Genomic DNA, 24,369 nt, shown 5'->3' with positions numbered 1-24,369 from the left:
TGCTTCCATCATTCAGCGGTCGTCAGCAACCGCTTCAGTTGCCCGATCACACAGTCTTGTTGCTCATCGGTCATGGCCGGATACAACGGCAAACTGATGGCCTGAGCGTAATAGGCGCAGGCCTCGGGAAAATCGTCTGCGGCAAACCCCAGGTCACGGTAGTACGGCTGCAAATGCACCGGGATGTAGTGCACGTTGACCCCGATACCCGCTGCGCGCAAGCCCTCGAACACCTGACGATGACTGACTGTCAGACGCTCGGTCTGCACGCGCACGACATACAGGTGCCAGGCCGACTCGGCATCGGCCTGACAGGTCGGCAAGGTCAACGGCAGATCACCGAGCAACGCCTGATAACGCGCCACCAGCTGCCGACGCCGGGCCAGAAAACCGTCGAGTTTGCTCAACTGCGACAGGCCCAGCGCAGCCTGCATGTCGGTGATGCGGTAATTGAAGCCCAGTTCGATCTGCTGGTAGTACCAGGGCCCGTGGCTGGGTTCGTCCATCTGCGCCGGATCGCGGGTCATGCCATGGCTGCGCAGGCGACGCAGGTGTTCGGCGCGTTCTGGCGAGTTGGTCAGCACCAGACCGCCCTCACCCGTGGTGACGATCTTCACCGGGTGGAAGCTGAACACGGTCATGTCGGCGAACTCACCGCAGCCCACCGGACGCCCGGCATAGCGCGCGCCGACCGCGTGGGACGCGTCTTCGATGACCACGAAGCCGTAACGGCGCGACAGCCCGGCAATCGCGCGCATGTCGCAGCTTTGCCCGGAAAACGCCACCGCCACCAACACCTTCGGCAGTTTGCCCTCACGCTCGGCCGTTTCCAGCTTGCGCCCGAGGACATTGACGTCGAGGTTCCAGGTCAGCGGATCGATGTCGACGAAGTCCACGTCGGCGCCGCAATAACGGCCGCAGTTGGCCGAAGCGAGAAAGGTATTGGGGCTGGTCCACAGCACGTCGCCTTCGCCCAGCCCAGCCGCCAGACAGGCAATGTGCAGCGCCGCTGTGGCATTGCACACGGCAACCCCAAAGCCGGCCTGGCAACGCTCGGCCATCGCCGCCTCGAAACGTTCGATGGTCGGGCCCTGGGTCAGCCAGTCGGACTTGAGCACTTCGACCACCGCGTCGATGTCGGCCTGATCCAGGCTTTGCCGACCATAGGGGATCATGGCTGGATGCCGGCGTGCAGTTCGCCGATCTGCGGGATCGTCAGGAAGTCCGGGTTGGTGTCCGAGCGGTACTCGAACTCATCGCTGACCGCCTTGCCCTGCTCGCCCGTCGCATCGACCGCGAAATCGGTGTCCACGTTGTTGAAGCGGATCGACGGCACGATGGTGTAGTGATCCTCGAACTCCAGGGTCATGCGCGCATCGTCCTGCGGCACCATCAGTTCATGCAGCTTCTCGCCGGGACGAATGCCCACCAGCTTGTGCGGCAGATCGGCGGCCATGGCCTGAGCCAGATCGACGATGCGCACCGACGGGATCTTCGGCACGAACACTTCGCCGCCATGCATGCGCTCGAAGCTCTGCATCACGAAATCGACGCCGTGGTCCAGCGTGATCCAGAAACGGGTCATGCGCGGATCGGTGATCGGCAGCTCTTTGGCGCCCCCCGCAATCAGCTTGTGGAAGAACGGCACGATGGAACCCCGCGAACCCGCCACGTTGCCATAGCGCACGACGGCGAAGCGCGTCTGCTCCTCGCCACCGATGTTGTTGGCGGCCACGAACAACTTGTCCGACAGCAGCTTGGTGGCGCCGTAGAGGTTGATCGGGCTAGCCGCCTTGTCGGTGGACAGCGCGATGACCTTCTTCACGCCGTTGGCAATCGCCGCCGAAATGATATTTTCCGCGCCATTGACGTTGGTGCGGATGAACTCGGTCGGGTTGTATTCGGCCGCCGGCACATGCTTGAGCGCAGCGGCATGCACCACGTAATCGATGCCACGCATGCCTTGCTGCAAACGCTCGGCATCGCGCACGTCGCCGAGAAAATAACGCATGCAGGGCGCATTGAATTCCTGCTGCATTTCGTACTGTTTGAGCTCATCGCGGGAAAACACCACCACGCGCCGGGGCTGATAGCGCTCCAGCAGCGTGCGGATGAATTGGCGACCGAACGAGCCGGTCGCGCCTGAGATGAACACCGATTTGCCGTTGAACATGGCGAAGCCCTCTACCCTTGCAACCTCAAGCGAGCAATTGCGCCCAGGTCGAACCGTCACTTTCGCCAAGGGTGAAGCCCTTGCCGGTGAGCGCCAGGTTTTTGTTATAGGCCAGATCATGGGCGAACGCGTCGGCCCACTTGTCTTGCAGGGCCGCCAGGGCAGTCGGCGCGACGGGCAACGTGCCCGGATGAACGACATGCACCTGCGGCGTCCACACGGTCATGTACCCGGCCTGACCCAGCTTGAGGCACAGATCGATATCGCTGAAGGCGTCGGCGAACTGTTCTTCGTCCAGACCGCCCGCCGCATCGAAGATTTCCGAGCGTACCATCAGACAGGCGTCGGATACCGCGCCGTAGTTCTGGTCCAGCAGCAGGCGTTGCAGATAGCCGCCCGCGTCTTTTGCCTCGCCCACGAACGCCGAGCCGACACCGCCATTGAGCCCCAGAATCAAGCCGGCCTGACTGACCCGATCATGACGATCCAGCAGCTTGGCACCCACCACGCCAACTTCCGGGCGCTGGGCGTGATTGAGCAACGAATCGATCCAGTTCGGGCTGACCACTTCACCTTCAGTGGACAACAGCACCAGGAATTCACCCTTGGCGCTCTGACGTGCCGTATTGACGAGGGCCGCGTGGCTCAAGCGCTGTGGCATGCGAATCACGCGCACCCGGGCCTTCTCCTGCTGCCCCAGCCATTCGACGAGCTCAGGCGACTGGCTGTGGTTGTCGGCGATCAGCACTTCGTAGTTCGAGTAACGAGTGCGCAACAGCACGCTGTTCAGGCAGCGTTGCAGTTCGGCCAGGTTGTCTTCGCTGCGCAGGATGATCGAGACCAGCGGACGCTGGCTGTGACGATAGTCGATGCGCCAGGCGCCACCGGTCACCGCGCTGACCTGCGCCTTGTAGCCACGTTGGGCCAGATGGCGAGTCAAGGCCAGGCGCTGATGCGGATTCTCTTCGGTCGGCAACGCGTCACAGATCAACAGGGGTTCGTCCAGATGGGCCAGCCAGGCCAGACCACCCTGTTCGATTACGCGCAGCAGCAGCTCGAATTCCGGCGCCTGGTCGAAGTCGGCCGAGTAACCACCAGCGTCCAGCAGCACATCGCGACGCATCAGCCAGTGACGTGACATCAGCGAAGGATGGCTCTGCAGCAGGTCCAGGTTGAAACCGGGACGCATGACGTGGGTCAGCGCGCCATTGGGCAGACGCTGGATTTCATCGGCGAACACTGCGCGGCAATCGGGCGCTGCCTGCAATTCCAGCGCAGCGCGCAACAAACCGCCCGGGGTGAACTCATCACCCACTTCGGCCAGCATCAACCAGTCGCAAGTCGACTTGGTCGCCGCTGGCGGTTCGCCGGTGGTGAAGACCACGACCTTGAAGGTCTTGCAGTGCCCCTCAACCAGGCTGTCCAGCGTGACTTGCAGCTTGGCCATGTCGCTTTCCAGGTCCAGCAGCAGAACGCCAAACTGCGGCCCGCCCCCCTGTTCGGCGATGCGCGCGGTGATGGCCTGCACGTCTTCGACGCCCGGCTTGCGCGCATCGAGCCATTGCAGCAGGCGACCCGACGGCATGCTATTGAACCGCACACGGTGGTCTTCGCGATTGACCGATTCAAGGCGTTCAAGCCAGTGAGCCATTTGCGCGACTTCTTCCTGATCGTCCTGTTCGGTCATCAGTTCCAGCAACGGCGCGACGATCTGCGGATTGAAAATGTTGAGCGTCATGGCCTCCCACAATCGGTTGGCGATGGTTTCCGGCGTGTCGTTCTCGTGGGTGCGCAACAGCAATTCCTGTTGCGTCCAGACGCCTTCGAGCTGCTCCATCTGCAGCTTGCCGGCAGGCATGGCATGGATCAGGAATTCGATGTCGCTCAGCACGTCGAAGAACGCCTGGTTGTAAAACGGCATTTCCACGAACTGACGCGTGCCGAACTCTTGCTCGGCCGGCGCGAACACATCGCTCCAGCGCGATACAAAGATGCTGGTCAGGGTCAGCGAGCGCGCTTCCAGCAAGCAGGTGGTCAGCGCCGACATCGCCGTCAGCGCCAGTTGCGAACGTTCCTGTGCGGTTTTATCGCTGATGCCGGTTTCAAGGGAACCGAGGAATCTGGAGAACTGCTGACGCTCGGTTTGCGACTGTGGGTCGGCGTCGGCGAGTTTGACCAGAATGTCGGTCTGATGCTCGGAGCGCAGGTAATTGACCTCACGCACGACATAGGGAATCGGCAGGATCCGCGCCTTGGCGCAGGACAACAGGAAGTAGGCATGGCCAAATTCCTGCAACTCGAAACCCGTGCCCTTTGGCAACGAGGCGTACCAGCGCTGCAACAGCTCGGTGCGGGTCACGGCGTAGAACGGCGGGATGTACTGGCCGAGGTAATCGAGCACGCGCTCGGAGGCGTCTTCGCTGGCGTAATCTTCACAGACCTTCTTGTCGCGACGGTAGTATTCGACCTTGTTGCCATACGCCAGATACATCAGGCAGTAGCCGTGGCACAGGCCGTAATCCGGGTTCGCGGACAGGAAGTCCACCGACTGGATCAACGCGTCATGCAGCAGGAAATCGTCGTCAGGAACGAACGTCATGAACGGAGTCGTTACCAGACCGACGCCGTAGGCAGCCTTTTCCTGCAATCCGGTGTAGGAAAATTGCGGCAGATGACGGTAGTCGACGTCCGGAAACAGCTCGGCGATGGCGCTGGCCGATTCGGTGGACGAGTCCAGCACCAGTACCCGCGCCGGCAAGGTGCTGTAGAACTGCAGGGTCCGACGCAGAAAGGCGGGCCGATTATGGGTCAGAACCACCAGGGTGAGCTGATCGTCGAGCGACATGTTATTTCCTGCGATTTGATGACTGTGCATTAACGTTGTCCCGCCATCCGGCGCATGGCCGGACCTAGAAATGTTTGAAGGAAAAAGCGCATTGGGCAAGGTGCTTCGACGGCGTTCATCAGCCTCCTCTTCGCAGTGGGGCCGGGGATTGCTCGCGCAGTTGCTGCAAGCGCTCGGTCGCTCCCCAGAACGCCATCGGTTCATGACTGGCGTAACCGTAGTGACCCAGATTCAGGGCAATCGTCGCGTTGCGTTCGCGCACCCGAGCTTCCACCAGCGCCCTGACGGAAACCGGCTTGCCGCTGCAGCAATTGACCACCCCGGAAAACTGCGGACGCTGCAGCACATCCACCAGATACCCGGCCGCGGTTTCGATGCTCAAGTAGTCGCGTAGCTGATCGCCGGCGGACATGTCGAAGGTTGCAGCGCCCGCATCCATTGCCCTCTCGAGGCTTGCGAGCAGACTGTTGGGGTTTTGCCCGGCGCCGTGCAGATAGAACAAGCGCGCCCATTGCAGAACGAACGGGTGTTGAACCTGCAACGCCTCGAGAAACAGGCGCAACGTATGTTTGGCCAACCCGTACGGGTTGGTGGGCTGCGCCAGCACCTCCTCGCTCAGCGGCCCGCTCTGCATGCCGTACTCAAAGCAGGTGCCAGTGACCATCACCTGCGACACACCCGACTGCACAACCCGTTTGATGAAGCCGTAGTCGGCCATCAGGTTGTGCTCGAAATGAAACAGATCGCGGTAGTTCGGCAGACCCGGCCAAGCCAGATGAACCAGCGCGTCGATACCGTCGTTGAGCGCCAGAGTGTCTAGGTCAGGGGCATGGATATCGGCGCTGACGAATGTGACTTCGTTGAACCAGGGCATCTTGCGGGCGGTGTCGGGATTGCGTGCAACTGCCCGCACCGAATAACCGCGCGCCAGCAATTGCGTCACCACATGACGCCCCACGAACCCGGTGGCTCCCGTGACCAGCACGTTGCCTGCACTCACAGGAACGTCAACTCGGGAACGGCGATCACGAAGCGGCCACCCCACTCATGCACCACGGCCTGCTGCTGGCTGACTTCCTGAAGCAGGTTCCACGGCAAGACCAGCACATAGTCGGGTTTCTCGGCGGCAATACGGCTCGGATCAACCACCGGAATGCGGCTCCCCGGCAGGTATTTATCTTGCTTGTGGGGACTGGCGTCGGCGACCCAGGCCAACAGGTCAGGCTTGATGCCCGCGTAGTTGAGCAAGGTGTTGCCCTTGGCGGCGGCGCCATAACCCACGACCCGCTTACCTTCGGCGCGGGCCTTGAGCAGAAATGCCAACAACGCGTGTTTGATGCGCTCGGCAGCAGGCGCGAGGGTCGCGTAGAACGGGCGAGTCAGGACGCCCGCCGCGCGCTCTTCTTCGAGCTTGCGGTCGACGCTCGGCTGCACCTCGTGATGGCCACCCTGACGCTGCACGAACACCCGCAGCGAGCCGCCATGGGTCGGCAGTTCGCTGACATCGAACACGTGCAGACCATTGCGCTGGCACAGGGTGTTCACCGCCGTCAGCGACAGGTACGAATAGTGTTCGTGGTACAGCGTGTCGAACTGGTGGCCAGCCATGAGCGCCAGCAGTTGCGGGAATTCGAAAGTGGCCACACCGTCAGTTTTGAGCAAGGTGGCAAAGCCGCTCAGGAAATCGTTGATGTCCGGCACATGGGCCAGCACGTTGTTGGCGGCCATGAGGTCAGCGGCCCAGCCCTCTTCACGCAATTGCGTGGCGCTGGCCTTGCCGAAGAACACTTCGCGAATCTCCAGGCCCCTGGCCCGGGCGACATCGGCGGTGCTGCGCGTGGGTTCGACACCCAGACACGGGATGCCTCGCGCCGCGACGTACTGCAACAGGTAACCGTCATTGGCGGCGATTTCCACCACCCGGCTGTCGTGGTTCAGGCCGAAGCGCTCGACCATCTCGCCGACATAACGCTCGGCATGGGCCAGCCAGGAGCTGGAATAGGAACTGAAATACGCGTAGTCCGCATCGAACAGACTGTCGGCCTGGGTGTAGTCGTTGGTCTGCACCAGCCAGCAGTGCTCGCACACCTCGACCTTGAGCGGCACCCACTGCTCGGCCTGGGTCAGTTGCTCGGCTCGTAGATAGGCGTTTGATGCCGGCGCGGTGCCCAGATCGATCAATGGCAATTTGAGCTCTGTGCCACAACCACGGCAGTTCATAAACGCACTCCAGCGAAAGACGAGTTCAGCAAGGGATGGCCAGCGTCTCTGGCCGACAGATTCTTGACAGGCAGTGGCCAGGCAATGTTCAACCGCGGGTCCTGCGCGGACAGCCCGGCTTCGTGCTGCGGCGCGTAGTCGGCGCTGTGCAGGTACAAAAGCTCGGCATCGTCGGTCAGGGTTTGAAAGCCATGGGCGAAACCGGCCGGAATCAACAGGCTGCGGCCATCCCCGGCTTGCAGATGCTCGGCATGCCAGTGCAGAAAGGTCGCTGAATCCGGGTTCAGGTCCACCGCCACATCCCACACCTCACCGCGCAGGCAAGTGATGAGCTTGGCTTCCGGCTGTGCCGCGGTCTGGTAATGCAGCCCTCGCACACTGCCGCGTTCGGCGGTGCAGGAGTGGTTGATCTGACGCACGTGGAACGCCTGACCGAAGGCGCTCAGACTGCCCTCGCAAAACAGACGGCTGAATTGCCCACGCTGGTCGGCGTGGCGACGGTGCTGGAGACTGAACAGGCCGGGCAATGGCAACGCGAGCATCTGCATATCGCTCATGCGGCCTCCATGTAGGCGGCCAGCTGCTGTCGGGTGAACGCACGCATGTCCTGCCCGGCTTTCCACGCCAGGTGCCAGGACAAGGTGTGTTCCAGGCATTGGGCCAACGACCAGCGCGGTCGCCAGGCCAGTTGCTGGCGCGCACGACTGCTGTCCAGGCGCAACAGCCCGGCCTCGTGCAGTTCGCTGGCCTCGACCTGCAAACCGGGTGCCGATGGCCAGTGTTGCGCCAGGTGCGCGACGACTTCGCCCACCGTGCACATGTCGTCTTCACCGGGTCCGAAATTCCACGCCCCGGCATTCTGCGGGCCATGGACATACAGACTTTCGGCCAGCAGCAGGTAGCCCATCAACGGTTCCAGCGCGTGCTGCCATGGCCGCACGGCCTGGGGATAACGCAAGGTCACCGGGGTGTTGGCCGACCACGCCTTGAGGACGTCGGGGATCAGCCGGTCGGCGGCAAAGTCGCCGCCGCCCAGCACGTTCCCGGCCCGCGCCGTTGCCAGCGCCAGGCCGTGCTCGCTGTAGCGCTCGGCAGGAAAGAACGAAGCAGCATAGGACTGCGCCAGCAACTCGCAGCACGCTTTGCTGCTGCTGTACGGATCATGCCCGCCGAGGGGTTCGTTTTCGCGATACGGCCACAGCCATTCCTGATTGGCGTACACCTTGTCGGTGGTCACCAACACGCAGGCGCGCACCTCGCCGGTCTGGCGGATCGCCTCCAACAGATTGAGCGTGCCCATCACGTTGCTGGAATAAGTCCCCAGCGGATCGCGATAGCCTTCACGCACCAGCGGTTGCGCCGCCAGATGCAGGACGATCTGCGGACGAACTTCGTCGAGCAACGCGGTCAAGGCCGCGAGATCTCGCAGATCGCCGCGACGATCATCGATGCCGTCTGCCACACGGGCGAGTTCGAACAGGCTCGGCTCGGTGCCGGGCTCAAGGGCAAAACCCGTGACCTTGGCGCCCAGGCTTTCAAGCCACAATGCAAGCCAACTGCCCTTGAAACCGGTGTGCCCGGTCAGCAGCACGCGCTTGCCCTGCCAGAAGTCAGCCTTCACGCCCACTGCTTCCACGGCGCGCCTCCACTCTGCCAGAGCTCTTCCAGGTAATTCTTGTCGCGCAGGGTGTCCATCGGGTGCCAGAAGCCTTCGTGCTGGAACGCCATCAACTGGTCACGCCGGGCCAGTTCGACCAGCGGCTCGTTTTCCCACGAGGTGCTGTCTGCGCTGATCATCGGCAGTACATCCGGGGAGAGCACGAAGAAACCGCCGTTGATCCAGCCGCCGTCGCCGCGCGGTTTCTCGGTGAAACCCAGTACACGGTCGCCGTCGCGATCCAGCGCGCCGTAACGGCCTGGCGGTTGCACAGCGGTGACGGTGGCGAGCTTGCCGTGGGTGCGGTGGAAATCCACCAGCGCGCCGATGTTCAGGTCCGAGACCCCGTCGCCATAGGTGAAGCAGAACGCTTCGTCATCGCGAACGTACTGACCGGCCCGGCGCAGGCGCCCGCCCGTCATGCTCTCGTCGCCGGTGTCGATGAGGGTCACGCGCCACGGTTCGCTGTAGTTCTGATGAACGTCCATGCGGTTGTTGCGCATGTCGAAGGTCACGTCGGAGGTGTGCAGGAAGTAGTTGGCGAAGAAGTCCTTGATCGCATAGCCCTTGTAGCCAAGGCAGATCACGAAATCATGAATCCCGTGAGCGGAGTACTGCTTCATGATGTGCCAGAGAATTGGCTTGCCGCCGATCTCGATCATCGGCTTGGGCTTGAGGTGCGATTCCTCACTGATGCGAGTACCCAGACCACCCGCCAGAATGACTGCCTTCATCGTTGCGCTGTTCCTGTCTGCAACTGCGGGACCGACGTGCGCGTGGGCGGCGCAGCGGGTCGGACGCAGGATCTGTTCATCTGTCCACGCCAATCACATGACGCGTGATTTATGGCGCTTTCAGGGGAACTTGCAGGAAACGCGCCAGCTCCGTTAGACGGCGCTGGCGATCGAATCAGGTGTCAATCGGCCAGCCAGCCGTTGACCCAGGTTTGCAGATTTTCACCGCGCAACATGTAGTCACGCAGAACGATGGACCGCAGCTCGTCGCCCATGCGGTAGCTGGCACCGGGGTCCGCCAAGTGCATGCGGATCGCCTCCAGCCATTCGCTGGTGCTGTTGGTCTTCACCCGGGTACAGGGCAGATAGCCCTGATAGGCTTTGGTGTCAGTGCAGATCACCGGGTAGCCGCAGATGCCATATTCCAGCAGCCGCAGGTTGCTCTTGCAGTCGTTGAAGATATGGAACTCCAACGGCGCAAGCGCGAGATCCAGATTCAGGCTGGCGAGCTTGGCCGGATACTCCGACAGGTTGATGGAGGGGTGAAACTCATGCACATAGGGAAGCAGCGCTTCCGGGCACATGCCGAAGAACACCCACTCCACTTCGTCGGCCAGCTCACGCACGACCTCGGCGATCACGTCCAGATCCCCGGCGTGGCTGGTGCCGCCGCCCCAGCCGACACGCGGTTTCTTTGACATGCGACGCTGACTGACACCCACCAGCTTGAGCCAGATGTCGGTCGCCAGCATATTGGGAGCCACGCGAATGTCGTGGTGCATCGACGACAAGGCATCGCCCAGCGCCTGGGTCGACACGACCACGCGATCACACAGCCCGATGCCCCGGCGGACCAGCGACTCCATCTGATCGGCCTCGGGCATGTTGCGCATATGGCCGTTCTTCTTGGGCACGCTGATGACGTAGTCATCGAGCTCATAAATCAGTCGGGCCCGCGAGTAGGTCCTGAGGTTCTCGACCTCGTTGATCATCCCTTCGCTGTAGCGCGCCTGCACGATGACCACGTCCGGCGACTGGCGCTCGAGTTCCACCACCGGCGGCAGCTCGTAACTGATCCGGCCGACGATCTGCCCTGCGGCTTCAAGCTCGGTGAAAGGCTGGCTCATGCGGTAGTGACCGATGGCAGAGGCGTTCAACGGCACGGCCAGCACGTTGGGCAACTGCCGGCTGGCGAACGGGTTCCAGCCGTTGCGCAGCCCCGGCTCCAGACCGAAGTTGAGGCCGCTGAGCGTCAAGTTAGGGTTGTAGGCCGGGTCTCTGGCGATGACCGGCAGCCAGCGCTGATAGAACAGCCGCTCTTCGGCCAGACGTTCGACCTGCGCAACCTCCTCCCGAACCACCTGATGATCCCCCAGCGCAACCCGCGCATACGGCGTCCAGACCACCAGGTAGCCGGCTTCACGGGCGCGCAGGCAAAGGTCGACCTCGCTGTATTCCTTGGTGGCGATCCGGGTGTCCATCGTGCCGATCTCATCGAACACCTGCTTGCGGATCATCAGGCATTCGGAGTTGACCGCGCTCAGGTCCTGGACCACTTGCAGACGCTGCATGTAGCCGGAGGTGTTCATTGGCTCTCCAGCGAACGGAACGCTTGCCGGGCCGCGCAGCCCCAGCACCAGCGGGCCACGCACGACCAAGCCCTGAGCGTTGAAGACCATGGCCCCCACGACGGCGACCTCGGAGCGCTGAGCGTGTAGCAACAGCTCCTGCAACCAGCTTGCGTCGGTGATTACCGAGAACGGGTTGAGCAAAACCAGATACTCGCCACGCGCCGCGCGGGCCGCGAAGTCCTGCTGCGCCGACAGCGTCGAATGCGCGCTGGCGTCGAGCACGCGAATCTTCTCGCCGCCCCACTGCGCGATGCCCGCCAGCCAGGCACGCATTTCCTCATTGCCACGGCCGGTGTCGACGATCAACAGTTCGTAGTGTCCGTAGAGCGTCTTTTCCAGCAGGGTTTCGGCGCAGCGTTGCAGCGCCGCCAGTTGATCCTTGACCACGACGATCACGGACACCAGCGGTTGCCCGGCATGCAGATAATCGATGCGGTTGCCGATCGTTGCCGCCTCGCTGCGCAACTCGAAAGGCACTGACAGGCGATTGAGATGAGCCCCCACGACCCGCGCATCCTGCTCGCGAACCGGCGCCGACGCCAGCCACTGCGGGAATGTGCAACGCGACTCCACGACGATTTCAGCGATGTGTCCGATGGCCTGAGCCCCTTCGCTCTNCAGGGTCGAAACCACCGAGAGCCAAAAAGTTGTCGCGCTCGAAAGCCAGCGCCCGACCGACATAGGGATAGCTGCGCAGCAGATCGAGGTTGAAGTCAGGCTTGAACACGGGCTCGGCCGACTCACCGGCATGCAGCGCGCCTTCGTCGCTGTAAAGACAGCGCAGGTGCCCGTCGGTCGCGATCCGCTCGGCGAGCATGAGCAGGGCCGACTTGACCAGCCGGTCCCCCGAACGCAGCAGATAGAACCACTGAACGGTGTCCAGCTGCGGCAGGGTCTGATTGATCTGGGATGGCCAGTCCGATTGCAGCGGCACGTACAGCACCCGCTCTTCGAGTCGAGTCTCTTCGCAGCCTTCCGACAGCACCAACACCAGCTCAGGCGGATAAAGCTGCGCCTGCAGGCTGTGCAGCGTGTCGCGAAGGCTCGCGCGACCCTCGTTGCGGTCCAGAATCACCGGCATGATGCGCGGCTGGTAAGGCCAGCTGGCCAGACGATCCGGCAACAGTTTTTCGTGCAGCGGCGAGAAGTTGCGGCAGGCGAGCCATTGCGCATAGAACTCACCGAAACTTTCGGTATCGCAGCCGACCTTCGACACCTGCGTGGTCTGGATATTGCCCAGCGCGCGACTCAGTGCAAGCTCGTCCCACGGTCGCGGCGACTCGCCGGCGCGGGTCAGATCGACGATCCGCACCCAGCCTTTGGCCGGTGCCGATTCGCCGCCGCGCGCCTTGAGCATGCTTACCAGCCACTGCATTTCCGTGCCCAGCGCCTCGCGCATCGGTTGCTGACGACTCAGGCGCTCCGGGTACAGCCTTTCAGCGGTAAGAATATGGTTGAGCACCGCCATGTTGCCGTGACGCAGCAAGCAGATATACAACGCCAGGTCCAGCTGCGCGGCGAAGCACTGGCCGGGGGTGGTCAGTGCCGGAAGGAACTGTTCAAGGTCCGAACGACGGAACATCGAGGCGCTGAAGCCACCGAGAAAATTCAGCGGAAACCCTTCGAAGATCTGCAGCATGTCCGATCCCTTGAACACGCAACTGGTGCGCGCCAACGCGCTGTTTTCCAGGCGCGTGGGCAGGACGATGCTATCGGCATCCCAGAGATTACGCTGAGCGACCACCAGGTTGACGTCTTCGTGTTCGATCAACACTTGCGCCTGATAACTCACGCACGATGAGAACAGGTGATCGTCGTCGCAGAGAAACTTGACGAATTCGCCGCTCGCGTGAGCCAGGCACTGCAGCATGTTGCCCACAAAGCCCAACCGTTGCGGGTTACGGACATAGCGCAACGGCGTGGTCGCCACCCCGTCGAACAGGTCGACGATGCGCTTGATTTCATCGCCGCCGGAATCGTCACACACGACCACTTCGAAATGGCTGTAGTTCTGGCTGAGCGCACTGTGCAGCGCACCTTGGAAGAAACGAGGGTTGTAGGCGGGGATGACGATGCTGACGAGCGGAACTGAATTCACGGGCGGACTCACGAGCGGCCTGCCGCCTTCGGCAGAAGGACCGGCTTAACCGCTGACAATAACGGTTGACGCTCAGCGCTGACGGCGCCCGGTGATCCGGGTGCGCCGTCACCGCATCAGGCGATTACAGCTTGCTGAACAGGTTCAGCGCGGACAACTGAGTAAACACCAGTTGCGACGCTTGGAGCATGGTTTTTTGCAGGGTCAGGCGGGCAATCGCGTCCACGGGGTCGGAGGCAGTGATAGTGCTCGACTCGGTGGTGCCATTGTCGATCAGGTTCTGGTTGGTCACCCCTTGATCCGTCGAGGTTCGCGCCCGTGCACCGCCATCGCTGACCGCATCGCTGATCTGATTCGCGGCGCTTTGCAGGTTGCCGATGGTCGAGGTCAGGGTCGCTTGCAGTTTCTGGGTGGCGACCGGATCACCGTCGACCTTGCCATTGAGCGCAGTGATCACGCTGGACAAGGTGTTCAGAATGTTCTGGCTTTGCTGGGTCGACGATTGGGCGGTGAACTGATCGCCCGCAGCCGGCGCTGGCGGAGTGCCGCTGAGGGTGAACGTGACACCGGCCGCCACGGCCTGGTTGGCGACTGGCGTGCCGCTCAGCGTGCCGGTGGAGACCGGGCTGCTGGTGGCCGCATCGTAAGGCGCCGCGTACAGCTCGTAATTGGTCGCGCTGGTGAAACGCAGGACCGCGCCGCCGGACGGGAACGACTCATTGAACTTGGTCTGATCGGTCACCGACGTGCCGGTGATCACCGTCGTCGAGGGATTGCCCGGCAGACGCGCCGTGCTGATCGTGCTTGGCGACACCGCCAGCTCGAAGGTGTGCGGCGTCGCGCTCATCGCGGTTTCCGCCGCAGCTGCGCTGCCGTACTGAGCGTCGGTCAGGTTGATGTTCAGGTTCAGTTCCAGGCCCCGGAAACCGATGGTCTGGTTCGCCGCGCTGGTGGCGCTGAACTTGCCGGCCGAGGTCGCATCGCCGGTGACATCCTTGCCGTCCTTGTCGAGGATCGTGTATTGCGTGCTGTTGCTGAACGAGATGCTGTAAGGCTGACCCGCCGTGAACTGGCTGCTGTAGGTGGCGCTGTTGCTGACGCTGCCGCCGGACAACGAGATCATGCCATCGTCGGTGGCCGGGGACTTCAGGGTGGCCGAGGTGCGTGTGGTATTGACCGCTTGCTCGAACGCGTCCCAGCCCGTGGTGTTGCTGGCCATGGAAATGTTGTTGCCGATGTTCAGCATGTTGCGCGTCTGATCGCCCTGATAGCTGTAGCTGCCATCGGGGTTGACCGCGTACGGCGGCGTGCTCGACTTGGAACCTGAGAACAGGTAGCTGCCGTCGGCGTCCTTGCTGTTCATCAGGCCCAGAATCTGCGTCTGCAGCTCCTTGAGTTCCGACGCGCTGGCCTGGCGGTCCTTGTCGGTGTAGGTCGCGCTGCCGGCGGACAGCACCAGCTCCTGCGCGCGTTGAATCGCCGAGGTGATGGCGGTCAATGCCGTTTCAGTCTGGACCACACTGGTGTTGACGGTGTCGATGTTCGATTTGTACTGATTGAGCATCGAGCCCATCTGCTGCAATTGCAGCACGCGCGCGGCACCGACCGGATCGTCCGCGGCGGTGTTGAGCTTGATCTGACTGGCGACCTCGTCACCGGTCTTGGTGACATTGGCGTAGGTGCGCGAGTAATTGGACGCGCTGGTCTCGTAAAACTGGGTAGTTGAAATACGCATGGATTACGACTCCTTAAAGACTGTTGATCAGCGTGCTGAAGATAGCTTGAGCCGCTTTGATGATCTGTGACGAAGCGGTGTAGTACTGCTGATACTTGACCAGGTTGGCCGCTTCTTCATCGAGCGAAACACCGGAGACACTGTCCCGCGAGCTTTTCGCCTGAGCCAGGACCGCCGTGGTGGCAGTGGCGTCGTCCTTGGCCTGAGCGGCCTTTGACCCGACGCTGGTGATCATCTTGCTGTTGGCATCGCTGAAGCTCATGCCAGTGCCATTTCCGGAAGCGGTGTCGACGGTCTGCCTGGTCTGCAGCCCCATCGCGATTTCGGAGTTGCGGTTGTCCGAAGAGCCGGCGCCAGTCAAGGCGATGCTGTAGGTATCGCCCGCGACAGGGGATCCGGAAATGGACAGGCCGATCTTGAACGACTGCGCCGTACCCGACGAGTCGGTGTAACCCACGTCCATGGAGATGTCGTTGTTCTGGCCCGGAACGATATTGCCGGTGATGGCAGTGCCGTTTTTGTCTTTTACCGCAACGCCATTGGCATCGACCAACGAGTACGACTGCGAGCCATTGGCGGCCGTGCCCATGACCAGACGCATCGGGGTCGCGCCCTCGATGGCATTGCGCAGGTCAGTCGTGGCCTTGGTGTCGTAGATGTTGGCCTGGGTCTGGAGCGTCGGCTGGCTGAACGTACCGCTGGTCGAACTGCTCGCGCCCTTGGTGCCGGTCAACGGCGCAGCCACGGCGAGGGTCTTCGAATCGGTGAGGACGGTCTTGATGCCACTGGCGCCATTGCCGGTCGGACTGACCTTGAAGCTGTCGCCGGCCGCGACCGCGCCGCCGCTGAGCTTGAGCGAGAAGCCATCGATGACCGGGGGTGGCGTGGTGGTCGTGCTGTAGGCGCCCATGTCCTTGCCATCCGGCAGACGCTTGACGCTGTAGCCGGTGGCGCTGGTGAAGGTCACCTGATAATCGTTGGTGGTCAGCGCGCCAGTATTGGCAATGGTCACGTCCAGATTGCCCGAGCCTGCGCTGTTGCCCTGTGTGGCAATGCTGCGCTGACTGACCAGGCTGGGGTCATTGATGCTGTTGAACAGGCTGGTGCCGAAGTCGCCATTGGCGTCCACACCCTGGTTCAGCTGCTGGTTGATCTGGTCGGACGCCACCAGCGCCAGACGGCCAAGCTCGTTGGCGGCCGGCTGCAGCACGTCACTGCGATAACGCAGCAGACCGCCGATGGTGCCACCGGTGACCACCGAGGACACGTCGACGCTGCTGCTCTGATAGTTCAGTTTCACCGAATAGACATTCGGGTCGCTGTCGCTCGGGCCCGCCGTCAGGGTGCCCGCCTTGCCACCGGTGACCAGCGGCTGGCCAGTCCCGATGTAGATGTCGTAGCTGCCGTTGTTCTCGACCACTTTGGCGCCGACCAGACCATTGAGCTGGCGCACGGCCTCGTCGCGGGCATCGAGCAGCGAGTTGGGTTGGCCACCCGTGGCCTTGGCCTGGGTGATCTGGGTGTTCAGATCGGCGATCGACGACGCCAGCGAATTGACCTGGCCGGTCAGCGATGAAAGCTGGCTGTTGATACCGGCATTCTGGTCCTTCATCTGCCCGGCGATGGTGTTGAACTGCGCGGACAGCGCCTTGGCACTGGTTATAAAATTGGCGCGCTCAGCCGAACCCGTGGCGTTGTTGGACAGCGCCTGAAGGTTGGTGAAGAACTTGCTCAGAACGGTGCTGATGCCGGTCGAGCTGTCGGACAGGATCGAGTCCAGCTTGCTCGCCTGACCCAGATAGGCCTGGGCGTCAGAGTCCAGCGATGTACTGGTTTGCACTTGGGTGTTCAGGAAACCGTTGTAGATCCGACGCACGTCGGACAGCGTGGTACCGGTGCCGATGAAACCGACGCCGATATTCTGCTGCGCACCGGAAGTCGTCATCACTTGCTGGCGCGAGTAACCGAGCGTGTCAACGTTGGCAGTGTTGTTGCCGATGGTGGTCATCGCTGCACTGCTGGCGTTCAGTCCCGAAAGCCCAATTGAAATCAGTGACATGGTTCAAACCTTATAAAGTCGTGGAAGAGCCCGATGCGGCTGCGTAGTTCTGGTAACTCTTCATCTGTTTCGCTATCTGAGAAATCTTGCTGGCATAGCCCGGGTCAGTGGCGTACCCGGCCTTTTGCAGCTCTTTCACAAACTGTTCCGGGTTATCGGCCGACTTGAGCGTGGCTTGATAGCGATTGTTGTTCTGCAGGAAGCTCACCAGGTCGTGGAAGCTGCTGGCATAGGAGTCGTAGGAACGGAAGTCCGCCGTCTCCTTGACCATCTTGCCGTCACGGAACTCACTGGTGATCGCACGGGCCTCAGGCCCTTGCCAGCCGCCCTGAGCCTTGATGCCGAACAGGTTGTGGCTGCTGCTGCCATCGGACTGGCGCATGATCGATTTGCCCCAGCCGGTTTCCAGCGCGGCCTGAGCCACCAGCACGGTCGGATCGACGCCGATACGCGCGGCAGCGTCCTTGGCCAGCGGCAGCATGGTGGCGACGAATTCGTCGGCGTTGGCGAACGCAGCCTTGCCCGGGGCCAGCGGAGTCTGCACCCGGCTGCGCACGTAGGCATCGGCCTTGGCGGTGTATTCGGGGCCAACGGTCCAGTCGCCATTGCCCTGGCTGCCGGCCTTTTTGGCGGCGGCCACGGCACTGGAAACGTCGATGCGGTTTTTCAGCGTGGTGGCGCTGGTCGCTGTATCCTGGGTCGCCGCGGTGTTCGGGACGATGCCTGCCATGATCCGGTCGGTCAGCTTGCTCGGCAGTGCCAGANGGTGGTCGCATCGGCGGCAACCGAACGGGTCGCCCACAAAGGCCGTTGTGCGACACGGGTCGCCAGACCGGTTTGCGCCGGGGTCGCGTCTGCCTTGTTCGGGGCATTGAGGTCGGTAGTGGCCGGAGCAACCTGGCCGCTCTTGGTCTTGGACAGCTGACGCATCAACACGTCCTGCAGACCGATACCGCCGCCCTCGCGGGACATGCTCACCGAAAGCTGCTGGTCGTACATGTCCTGATACTGCCGCGTCGCCGCAGTGTTCATCGGGTTGTCCTTGGCCAGCACTTCGTTGGCCGAACGCATGGCCTTGAGCATCTGGCTGACGAACAGCGACTCGAACTCCTGTGCCACCTTTTTCAGGTTCGCATCGCTGTCGCGATCGCCGCCGTTCTTCAGGTTGGCCAGACGATTGAGGTCGGTGTACGCCCCCGAATCGCCAACCGTGCTCGAAGGACCGCCAGTAGGAATACTCATCGCCTTTCCCTTAAATCACGATCAGGTCGGCTTGCAATGCGCCGGCCTGTTTCAATGCTTCGAGAATCGCCATCAGGTCGCCTGGAGCTGCGCCCACCTGGTTAACCGCACGCACGATTTCGTCCAGCGTGGTGCCCGGACCAAACTTGAACATCGGGTGCATTTCCTGCTGCGCGTTGATCTTCGAGCGAGGCACCACGGCGGTCTGGCCGTTGGAGAACGCACCCGGCTGGCTGACCACAGGGTCTTCAGTAATGGTCACAGTCAGGCTGCCGTGGGTGACCGCCGCAGGCGATACCTTGACGTTCTGGCCAATGACGATGGTGCCGGTACGCGAGTTGATGATGACTTTGGCCGAGGTCTGGCCCGGATCGATTTCCAGGTTTTCCAGCACCGACAGGTAGTCGACGCGCTGGTTCGGGTCCAGCGGCGCAGTCACCCGCACGGAACCACCGTCCAACGCCTGAGCGACGCCAGGGCCGAGCATGTCGTTGATCTTGTCGACGATGCGCTTGGCGGTGGTGAAGTCGTTGCGGTTCAGGTTCAGGGTCAGCGAATTGCCCTGGTTGAAACCACTCGGAACGGCACGTTCCACCGACGCACCGCCAGGGATGCGACCGGACGACGGAACGTTGACGGTGATCTTCGAGCCGTCACGGCCTTCGGCGTCGAAACCGCCCACGACCAGGTTGCCCTGAGCGACGGCGTAGACGTTGCCGTCGATACCCTTCATGGGGGTCATCAGCAGGCTGCCGCCGCGCAGGCTTTTCGAGTTACCGATGGACGACACGGTAATGTCGATCTGCTGCCCGGGCTTGGCGAAGGGCGGCAGGTCGGCGTACACGGCCACGGCCGCAACGTTTTTCAGCTGCACGGTGCCCGAGCCCGCCGGCACCTTGATGCCGAACTGCGAGAGCATGTTGTTGAAGGTCTGCAGGGTGAACGGGGTCTGGGTAGTCTGGTCACCCGTACCGTTGAGACCCACCACCAGACCGTAACCGATCAACTGGTTGGTCCGCACGCCGGAAATGCTGGCGATGTCCTTCAGGCGCTCGGCGTGAGCGCCAAGCGCAGTGGTGAACAACAGCGCTGCCGCTATCAGTTGCTTGAACGTGATCATGGCTATCCCGGTATCAGAAAGGGAACAACGGGCTTAGGAAGAATCGGTCGAACCAGCCTGGCTGGCTGGAGTCGGCAAACGCCCCTGTACCGGAATACGTGATGCGCGCATCGGCCACGCGAGTGGACGAGACGGTGTTGTCGGTGGCGATGTCATCGGCACGGATGAGGCCCGCAATACGCACCAGCTCGTCGCCGGTGTTGAGGGTCATCCACTTCTCGCCGCGCACCGACAGAATGCCGTTGGGCAGCACATCGGCCACGGTCACGGTGATCGAACCGGTCAGGCTGTTGCTCTGCGCGGCCTTGCCGTCGCCCTTGGTGGCGCGGTCGCCGCTGTAACCGGCGTCCAGGCTCAGGCTACCGCCACCCACCGGGTTGTTGGTTTTCACGCCGGCGCCGAACAGCGATGTCAGACCGATACTGGTGTCGCTGGTCTTGCTGATGCTGGAGTTCGCAGCTTTGCTGGCGGCCATGCGCTCGGACAGGGTGATGGTGATGATGTCACCGACCCGGTAGGCCTTGCGGTCGCCATACAGGTTCTGCTCGAAACCGGCCTGATAGATCGAGCCGTTGTTCGCCGCCGATGGCAGCGGCGTTCGCGGCAACACCGGCGCGTAATAAGGGTCATTGGGTTTGGCCGAAGGCGCAACGCAACCGGTCAGCAGCGCGATACCGCACAGCGGTGCTGCCAACAGGGAAAGCCGCAATACAGAAAGCCGTTTCATGACACTTAAAACCTCGCGGTGTAGCAGGCGTTTTTCAGGCGCCCCATCGGATTGATCAGGTGTTTCGTTGAAGGACATCAGGTGTTTCAGATTCCGTTTACCGATTCGCACTAAAGACGACTTACAAGTTCTGAGTCACGTACTGCAGCATCGAGTCGGCGGTCGAGATCACTTTGGAGTTCATCTCGTAAGCGCGCTGAGTGGTGATCATGTTCACCAGTTCTTCAACGGTGCTGACGTTGGAGTTTTCCAGGGTGTTCTGCTTGACCACGCCCAGACCGTTCAGGCCCGGAGTACCCACTTGCGGCGCACCGCTGGAAGCGGTTTCCAGGTACAGGTTGCCGCCCTGGGATTGCAGGCCGGCCGGGTTGATGAAGTCAGCGGTCTGGATGTTGCCGATAACCTGCGGCGTCGCGGTGTTGGCCGAGGTGGTGATCGACACGGTGCCGTCTTCGCCGACGGTGAACGTCTGCGAGTCCTGCGGAACGACGATTGCCGGTTCCAGCGCGTAGCCGTTGGAGGTCACGATCTGGCCGTTCTGGTCCAGGTGAAAGGTACCGTCACGGGTGTACGCCAGGGTGCCGTCGGGCTGACGGATCTGGAAGAAGCCACGACCGTTGACTGCCATGTCCAGCGGCTGATTGGTGGTCTGCAGGCTGCCGGCGGTGAAGTTTTTCTGAGTGCCGACGATGCGCACACCGGTACCCAGCTGCAAACCCGATGGCAGCTCGCTGTCCTGCGTGGACTGAGCACCCGGCTGACGCTTGATCTGGTAGAGCAGGTCCTGGAATTCGGCGCGATCACTCTTGAAACCGGTGGTCGAGACGTTTGCCAGGTTGTTCGAAATGGTCGTCAGGTTCATGTCCTGAGCGGCCAGGCCGGTTTTAGCTACATAAAGTGCCGGAAGCATTGTTCAATCTCCTCAAGCGCCTGATTATCGGCGCAAGCTGTCAGTCATTAGCCCATTTGCAAGACGCGAGCCATCGACTCGTCATCCTGCTCGGCGGTCTTCATCATCTTGATGTGCAGTTCGAATTGACGGGACAGCGCCAGCACCGAGGTCATCTCCTCGACGGCATTGACGTTGCTCGACTGCAGAAACCCGGATTCGACTTGCACGTCGGCATCGGCTTGCGCCGGCTTGCCGTCTTTGGTGTGCATCAGACCGTCGGGGCCTTTTTCCATGTTCGCCAGGTCCGGCTTGACCAGCTTGATGCGGTCGATTTCGGCCATGACTTGCGGGCTCTCACCCAGCGAGCGGACGCTGATGGTGCCGTCGGCGCCGATCTCGATCTGCTGCTGAGGCGGCACGGCAATCGGCCCGCTGTTGCCCATGACCGGCAAACCATTGCCATCACGCAGCACGCCGAGGGCGTCAATGTTCATGCTGGAGGTGCGGGTGTAGGCTTCGCCGCCGTCGGGAGTCTGGACCGCCATCCAGCCATTGCCTTTGACGGCAACGTCCAGTTCGCGACCGGTATCGATCATCGAACCCTGGCTGAAATCGGTACCCGGACGCTCGCTCATGGCGTAGGCGCGCGACGGCATGACCTCGCCAAACACCGGCATCGAGCGGGCCTGTTCAAGGTCGCGCTGAAATCCGTTGGTCGAGACGTTCGCCAGGTTGTTGGCATGGGCCTTTTGCGCAATGGCGTTTTCCGACGCACCGCTCATGGCCACGTAAAGCAACTTGTCCACAGTCTTCCTCCTCCGACAGACGCTTGCCGCCTGTAGCTGTACTGATCAGGTCATAGCAATAATCGAACCAGTTTTTCGGACGTGATACAAAGTGCTGATTTTGCAGTGGTTACTGGGCCAAATCAGCGCCGACGACACCTGCGAAGTCCGGCCGCGACGGCGGACCGCCACTTTCTTTGAAAATCGCCCCGCATGCCGCCAAAAAAATTTCGCGTGGGGAGCGATAATTGCAGCGATTGGTTCACCGGCCTTTTTAGCCCACAGGAAATTGTCATGCGTCTGCCGCTTGCCCTCGCCCTCCTCCTCGCCTGCTCGACCGTTGCGGTCGCCGCGCAGGCGCCTTATTACCTCTGGCAGGGAAAACACCGGACCGTGTGCGCGCAGACCAGCCCTGGCAAGGGCTGGACCAAAGTGAGTCGCGGGTTCGTGAAATCGGACTGTTCGATTTAGCGGATGCTTTTTTTTGGCCGCCCTTCTTCGGTCCGTAGCCGCACAGCTTGCCGGCGGTGGCGATATTCAATTACGCCACCGCCAGCAAACGGAACGCCGCCCGGCCGGACTGCTGCAGGATCAACAGCATCAGCCGTTCATTACGTGGCGCGAATGAGCGTCTGCATCAACTCCGCTTCGGTCGACAGGGTTTTGGAGTTGGCCTGATACGCCGTCTGCGCCTGGATCAGCTCCACCAGCTCTTCGGCCAATGACACGTTGGAACCTTCCAGCGAGCGCCCGACGATACTGCCAAGGCTTCCCACCGCAGCCCCGTCGTAATTGGCCCTCCCCGATTCATGTGTCTCTTTCCAGCGGGTGCCGCTGATCGGTTGCAGGCCCTGCTCGTTAGTGAAACTGGCGAGCATGACCTGACCAATCTTGCGGTTCAGCCCGTTACTGAAACCGGCACTGATAATGCCGTTACGATCGATGGAAAGGTCGCGCATTTCTCCCGCGGCGTGGCCATCGGTAATTGGCGACGTCAGCGCGGTCTGAGCCCGGTACTGACTGAGCTTGCTCAGGTCCAGCGCGATGCCCTCGGGGTTGGCCGACGCGCCGTTGCTGCCCCAGCGTTGACCCGCTCCCGCACCGTCCAGATCCTTGGCGGGCACCCAGTTGCCAAGCGTCAATTTCTGGTTGCTGGCCACCAGCCCCTGCCCTCCGACCAGAGACAGCAGATCACCGCGCGCGTCGAACAGCATGCTCGCGGTCACAGGGTCGGTACGCTCCGGATCCTGAGGGTTACGACCATCGATCAGCACGTGCATCTTCCAGCTGTTGCTGCCGTCCTTGACGAAGTGCTGAGTCATTTGATGGCTCTCGCCAAGGCTGTCGAACACGTTGGTGGTGAACATCTTGTTGAAGGTCGTGATGTCGCTGGGGTCGAACACCGGAACCGGGCGCGACTTCACAAGATCGGCAGGGTCGAGCAGCGGAGCGCCGGCATCATCGAGCGCCAGTTTGATGGGACCCGTATTGGCCGCGCCGCTGGGCGCCGAGCCGCCGTTGACCATGGTCGCCGGCTGCCAGTCGCGCAGCGCCAGTTCGGCGTCGGACACCTTGCTCACGGCGGCGGAATTACCGGTCAGCGACAACTGACCGCCGGGATGCGTATGCAGACCCACTTCCAGCGGCGCCAGGCTCGAAGGATCCAGCGGATTGACGCCGTCGATGAGAATGTACGAGGTCCAGTCATTGTCGGTAGTCTTGACGAAGTACTGTTTGAGTTCATGATCCTGAGGTGGCACTGCTGCTCTGGCATGAATAATGACGATGTCCTGGCCTTTGGCATCCTTGCCCCTGACCTCTTTCACTGCCGGCACGCCGGCATCCCGAATGGTGCGCGTCACCACGCGGGTATAGGTGCGGGGGTCGTCGGGGTTGAACCGTGGAAGCGCCGCCAGCGAAGCCGAAGCGGCGTCCAGATTCAGCGTCTGCTCCATTTTGCTGGTGGGTTTGGGCGCGACGTTGGCGGTGTCGATCTTCAGATCCGTGCGAACCCCGTTGACGATCTTGCCATCCTCGCTGACGCCATAACCCTGCAATCTCCCGCCTTGCGGGTCGACCACGAAATTTTCCGCATCAATCTGAAAGGCCCCGGAACGCGTGTAGCTCAGCGCGCCTCCATCGCTCATCACGAAAAAGCCCTTGCCCTGAATCCGCATGTCCAGCGGCCGCCCTTGACTGGACATTGCCCCGCCGGCTGCGAAATTCTGCGAGACATCGGCAACCCGAACACCATCGCCTACTGCCGAGCCACTGCCGCCCAGCGCCGAAGAGGAATACACCGCGGAGAACTCCGCGCGCGAAGACTTGAAACCCGAAGTACCGACGTTGGCGATGTTGTTGCCCGCCACTTCCATGCGTTTATGCGCCGCATGCAAACCGGCCACTGCGATGTTGAATGACATGAACACTCCCTGAGTCGTTATCAACGAC

At 61.9% G+C, this 24,369-nt stretch carries 18 protein-coding genes and 2 pseudogenes; 1 reads left to right on the top strand and 19 read right to left on the bottom strand.

All coding sequences use genetic code 11. The features are described 5' to 3' along the window. Positions 1-8: 8 nt before the first annotated feature. From pseC to D3M70_RS12050, 18 genes and pseudogenes are all read right to left on the bottom strand, one after another. Positions 9-1,175, bottom strand: coding sequence for a UDP-4-amino-4,6-dideoxy-N-acetyl-beta-L-altrosamine transaminase (pseC, locus tag D3M70_RS12125; RefSeq protein WP_120126002.1), 1,167 nt, complete (start codon positions 1,173-1,175; stop codon positions 9-11). After that, a complete protein-coding gene (pseB, locus tag D3M70_RS12120) occupies positions 1,172-2,173 on the bottom strand; it encodes a UDP-N-acetylglucosamine 4,6-dehydratase (inverting) (protein WP_120126001.1) in 1,002 nt (333 codons plus the stop codon). The genes pseC and pseB overlap by 4 nt, the downstream gene beginning before the upstream one ends. 25 nt (positions 2,174-2,198) lie before the next feature. Continuing rightward, the gene (locus D3M70_RS12115) at positions 2,199-5,048 is read right to left on the bottom strand and encodes a TIGR00180 family glycosyltransferase (RefSeq protein WP_120126000.1); all 2,850 of its coding nucleotides are present in this window, start codon (positions 5,046-5,048) and stop codon (positions 2,199-2,201) included. Positions 5,049-5,136: 88 nt separating this feature from the next. Beyond that, positions 5,137-6,018 (bottom strand): NAD(P)-dependent oxidoreductase, encoded by an 882-nt coding sequence (locus D3M70_RS12110; RefSeq protein WP_120125999.1) that lies wholly within the window; start codon positions 6,016-6,018, stop codon positions 5,137-5,139. Continuing rightward, positions 6,015-7,238 (bottom strand): class I SAM-dependent methyltransferase, encoded by a 1,224-nt coding sequence (locus D3M70_RS12105; RefSeq protein ID WP_120125998.1) that lies wholly within the window; start codon positions 7,236-7,238, stop codon positions 6,015-6,017. Before D3M70_RS12105 ends, D3M70_RS12110 begins: the two co-directional genes overlap by 4 nt. After that, the gene (locus D3M70_RS12100) at positions 7,235-7,795 is read right to left on the bottom strand and encodes a dTDP-4-dehydrorhamnose 3,5-epimerase family protein (protein WP_120125997.1); all 561 of its coding nucleotides are present in this window, start codon (positions 7,793-7,795) and stop codon (positions 7,235-7,237) included. The genes D3M70_RS12105 and D3M70_RS12100 overlap by 4 nt, the downstream gene beginning before the upstream one ends. Next, positions 7,792-8,874, bottom strand: a complete 1,083-nt coding sequence (rfbG, locus tag D3M70_RS12095; RefSeq protein ID WP_120125996.1) for a CDP-glucose 4,6-dehydratase — start codon at positions 8,872-8,874, stop codon at positions 7,792-7,794. The genes D3M70_RS12100 and rfbG overlap by 4 nt, the downstream gene beginning before the upstream one ends. Next, on the bottom strand, positions 8,856-9,629 hold the full coding sequence (gene rfbF / locus D3M70_RS12090; RefSeq protein ID WP_120125995.1) for a glucose-1-phosphate cytidylyltransferase: 774 nt from the start codon (positions 9,627-9,629) through the stop codon (positions 8,856-8,858). The genes rfbG and rfbF overlap by 19 nt, the downstream gene beginning before the upstream one ends. Before the next feature lie 182 nt (positions 9,630-9,811). Continuing rightward, positions 9,812-11,647 carry a glycosyltransferase gene (locus tag D3M70_RS33085; RefSeq protein ID WP_375232957.1) on the bottom strand — a complete coding sequence of 612 codons (1,836 nt, stop codon included), beginning with the start codon at positions 11,645-11,647 and terminating at the stop codon, positions 9,812-9,814. Positions 11,648-11,878: 231 nt separating this feature from the next. Further along, positions 11,879-13,358: glycosyltransferase family 2 protein (locus tag D3M70_RS33080; protein WP_375232956.1), on the bottom strand; the 1,480-nt coding region annotated here is incomplete at its 3' end. A 124-nt stretch (positions 13,359-13,482) separates the two neighbouring features. Continuing rightward, the gene (locus D3M70_RS12080) at positions 13,483-15,093 is read right to left on the bottom strand and encodes a flagellar hook-associated protein 3 (protein ID WP_120125994.1); all 1,611 of its coding nucleotides are present in this window, start codon (positions 15,091-15,093) and stop codon (positions 13,483-13,485) included. 13 nt (positions 15,094-15,106) lie between these two features. Next, on the bottom strand, positions 15,107-17,152 hold the full coding sequence (gene flgK, locus D3M70_RS12075; RefSeq protein WP_120125993.1) for a flagellar hook-associated protein FlgK: 2,046 nt from the start codon (positions 17,150-17,152) through the stop codon (positions 15,107-15,109). 10 nt (positions 17,153-17,162) lie between these two features. Beyond that, a pseudogene (gene flgJ / locus D3M70_RS33075) lies at positions 17,163-17,916 on the bottom strand (flagellar assembly peptidoglycan hydrolase FlgJ); the annotation flags it as partial. A gap of 1 nt (position 17,917) precedes the next feature. Beyond that, positions 17,918-18,394, bottom strand: a pseudogene (locus D3M70_RS33070) (rod-binding protein); the annotation flags it as partial. A 10-nt stretch (positions 18,395-18,404) separates the two neighbouring features. Continuing rightward, entirely contained in the window at positions 18,405-19,514 is a 1,110-nt protein-coding gene (locus D3M70_RS12065; RefSeq protein WP_120125992.1) for a flagellar basal body P-ring protein FlgI, read from the bottom strand. A gap of 13 nt (positions 19,515-19,527) precedes the next feature. After that, complete coding sequence (flgH, locus tag D3M70_RS12060; protein ID WP_120126027.1) at positions 19,528-20,241, bottom strand: flagellar basal body L-ring protein FlgH; 714 nt, start codon at positions 20,239-20,241, stop codon at positions 19,528-19,530. Positions 20,242-20,362: 121 nt separating this feature from the next. Then, positions 20,363-21,151: a flagellar basal-body rod protein FlgG gene (gene flgG, locus D3M70_RS12055; RefSeq protein WP_120125991.1), complete on the bottom strand. Its 789-nt coding sequence runs from the start codon at positions 21,149-21,151 to the stop codon at positions 20,363-20,365. A 47-nt stretch (positions 21,152-21,198) separates the two neighbouring features. Next, on the bottom strand, positions 21,199-21,939 hold the full coding sequence (locus D3M70_RS12050) for a flagellar basal body rod protein FlgF (RefSeq protein ID WP_120125990.1): 741 nt from the start codon (positions 21,937-21,939) through the stop codon (positions 21,199-21,201). 273 nt (positions 21,940-22,212) lie between these two features. On the opposite strand from D3M70_RS12050, the gene D3M70_RS31925 reads away from it, so the two are divergent. Next, complete coding sequence (locus D3M70_RS31925) at positions 22,213-22,389, top strand: hypothetical protein (RefSeq protein WP_165869783.1); 177 nt, start codon at positions 22,213-22,215, stop codon at positions 22,387-22,389. A 140-nt stretch (positions 22,390-22,529) separates the two neighbouring features. On the opposite strand, the gene D3M70_RS12045 is transcribed toward D3M70_RS31925, so the two are convergent. After that, positions 22,530-24,341 (bottom strand): flagellar hook protein FlgE, encoded by a 1,812-nt coding sequence (locus D3M70_RS12045; RefSeq protein WP_120125989.1) that lies wholly within the window; start codon positions 24,339-24,341, stop codon positions 22,530-22,532. Between the last annotated feature and the right edge of the window lie 28 nt (positions 24,342-24,369).

Origin of the sequence: Pseudomonas sp. LS-2, assembly GCF_003605735.1 — a bacterium.
GTDB lineage: Bacteria > Pseudomonadota > Gammaproteobacteria > Pseudomonadales > Pseudomonadaceae > Aquipseudomonas.
The sequence above is the reverse complement of the archived record's forward strand: the minus strand, read 5'-3'. Positions and strand labels throughout refer to the sequence as shown.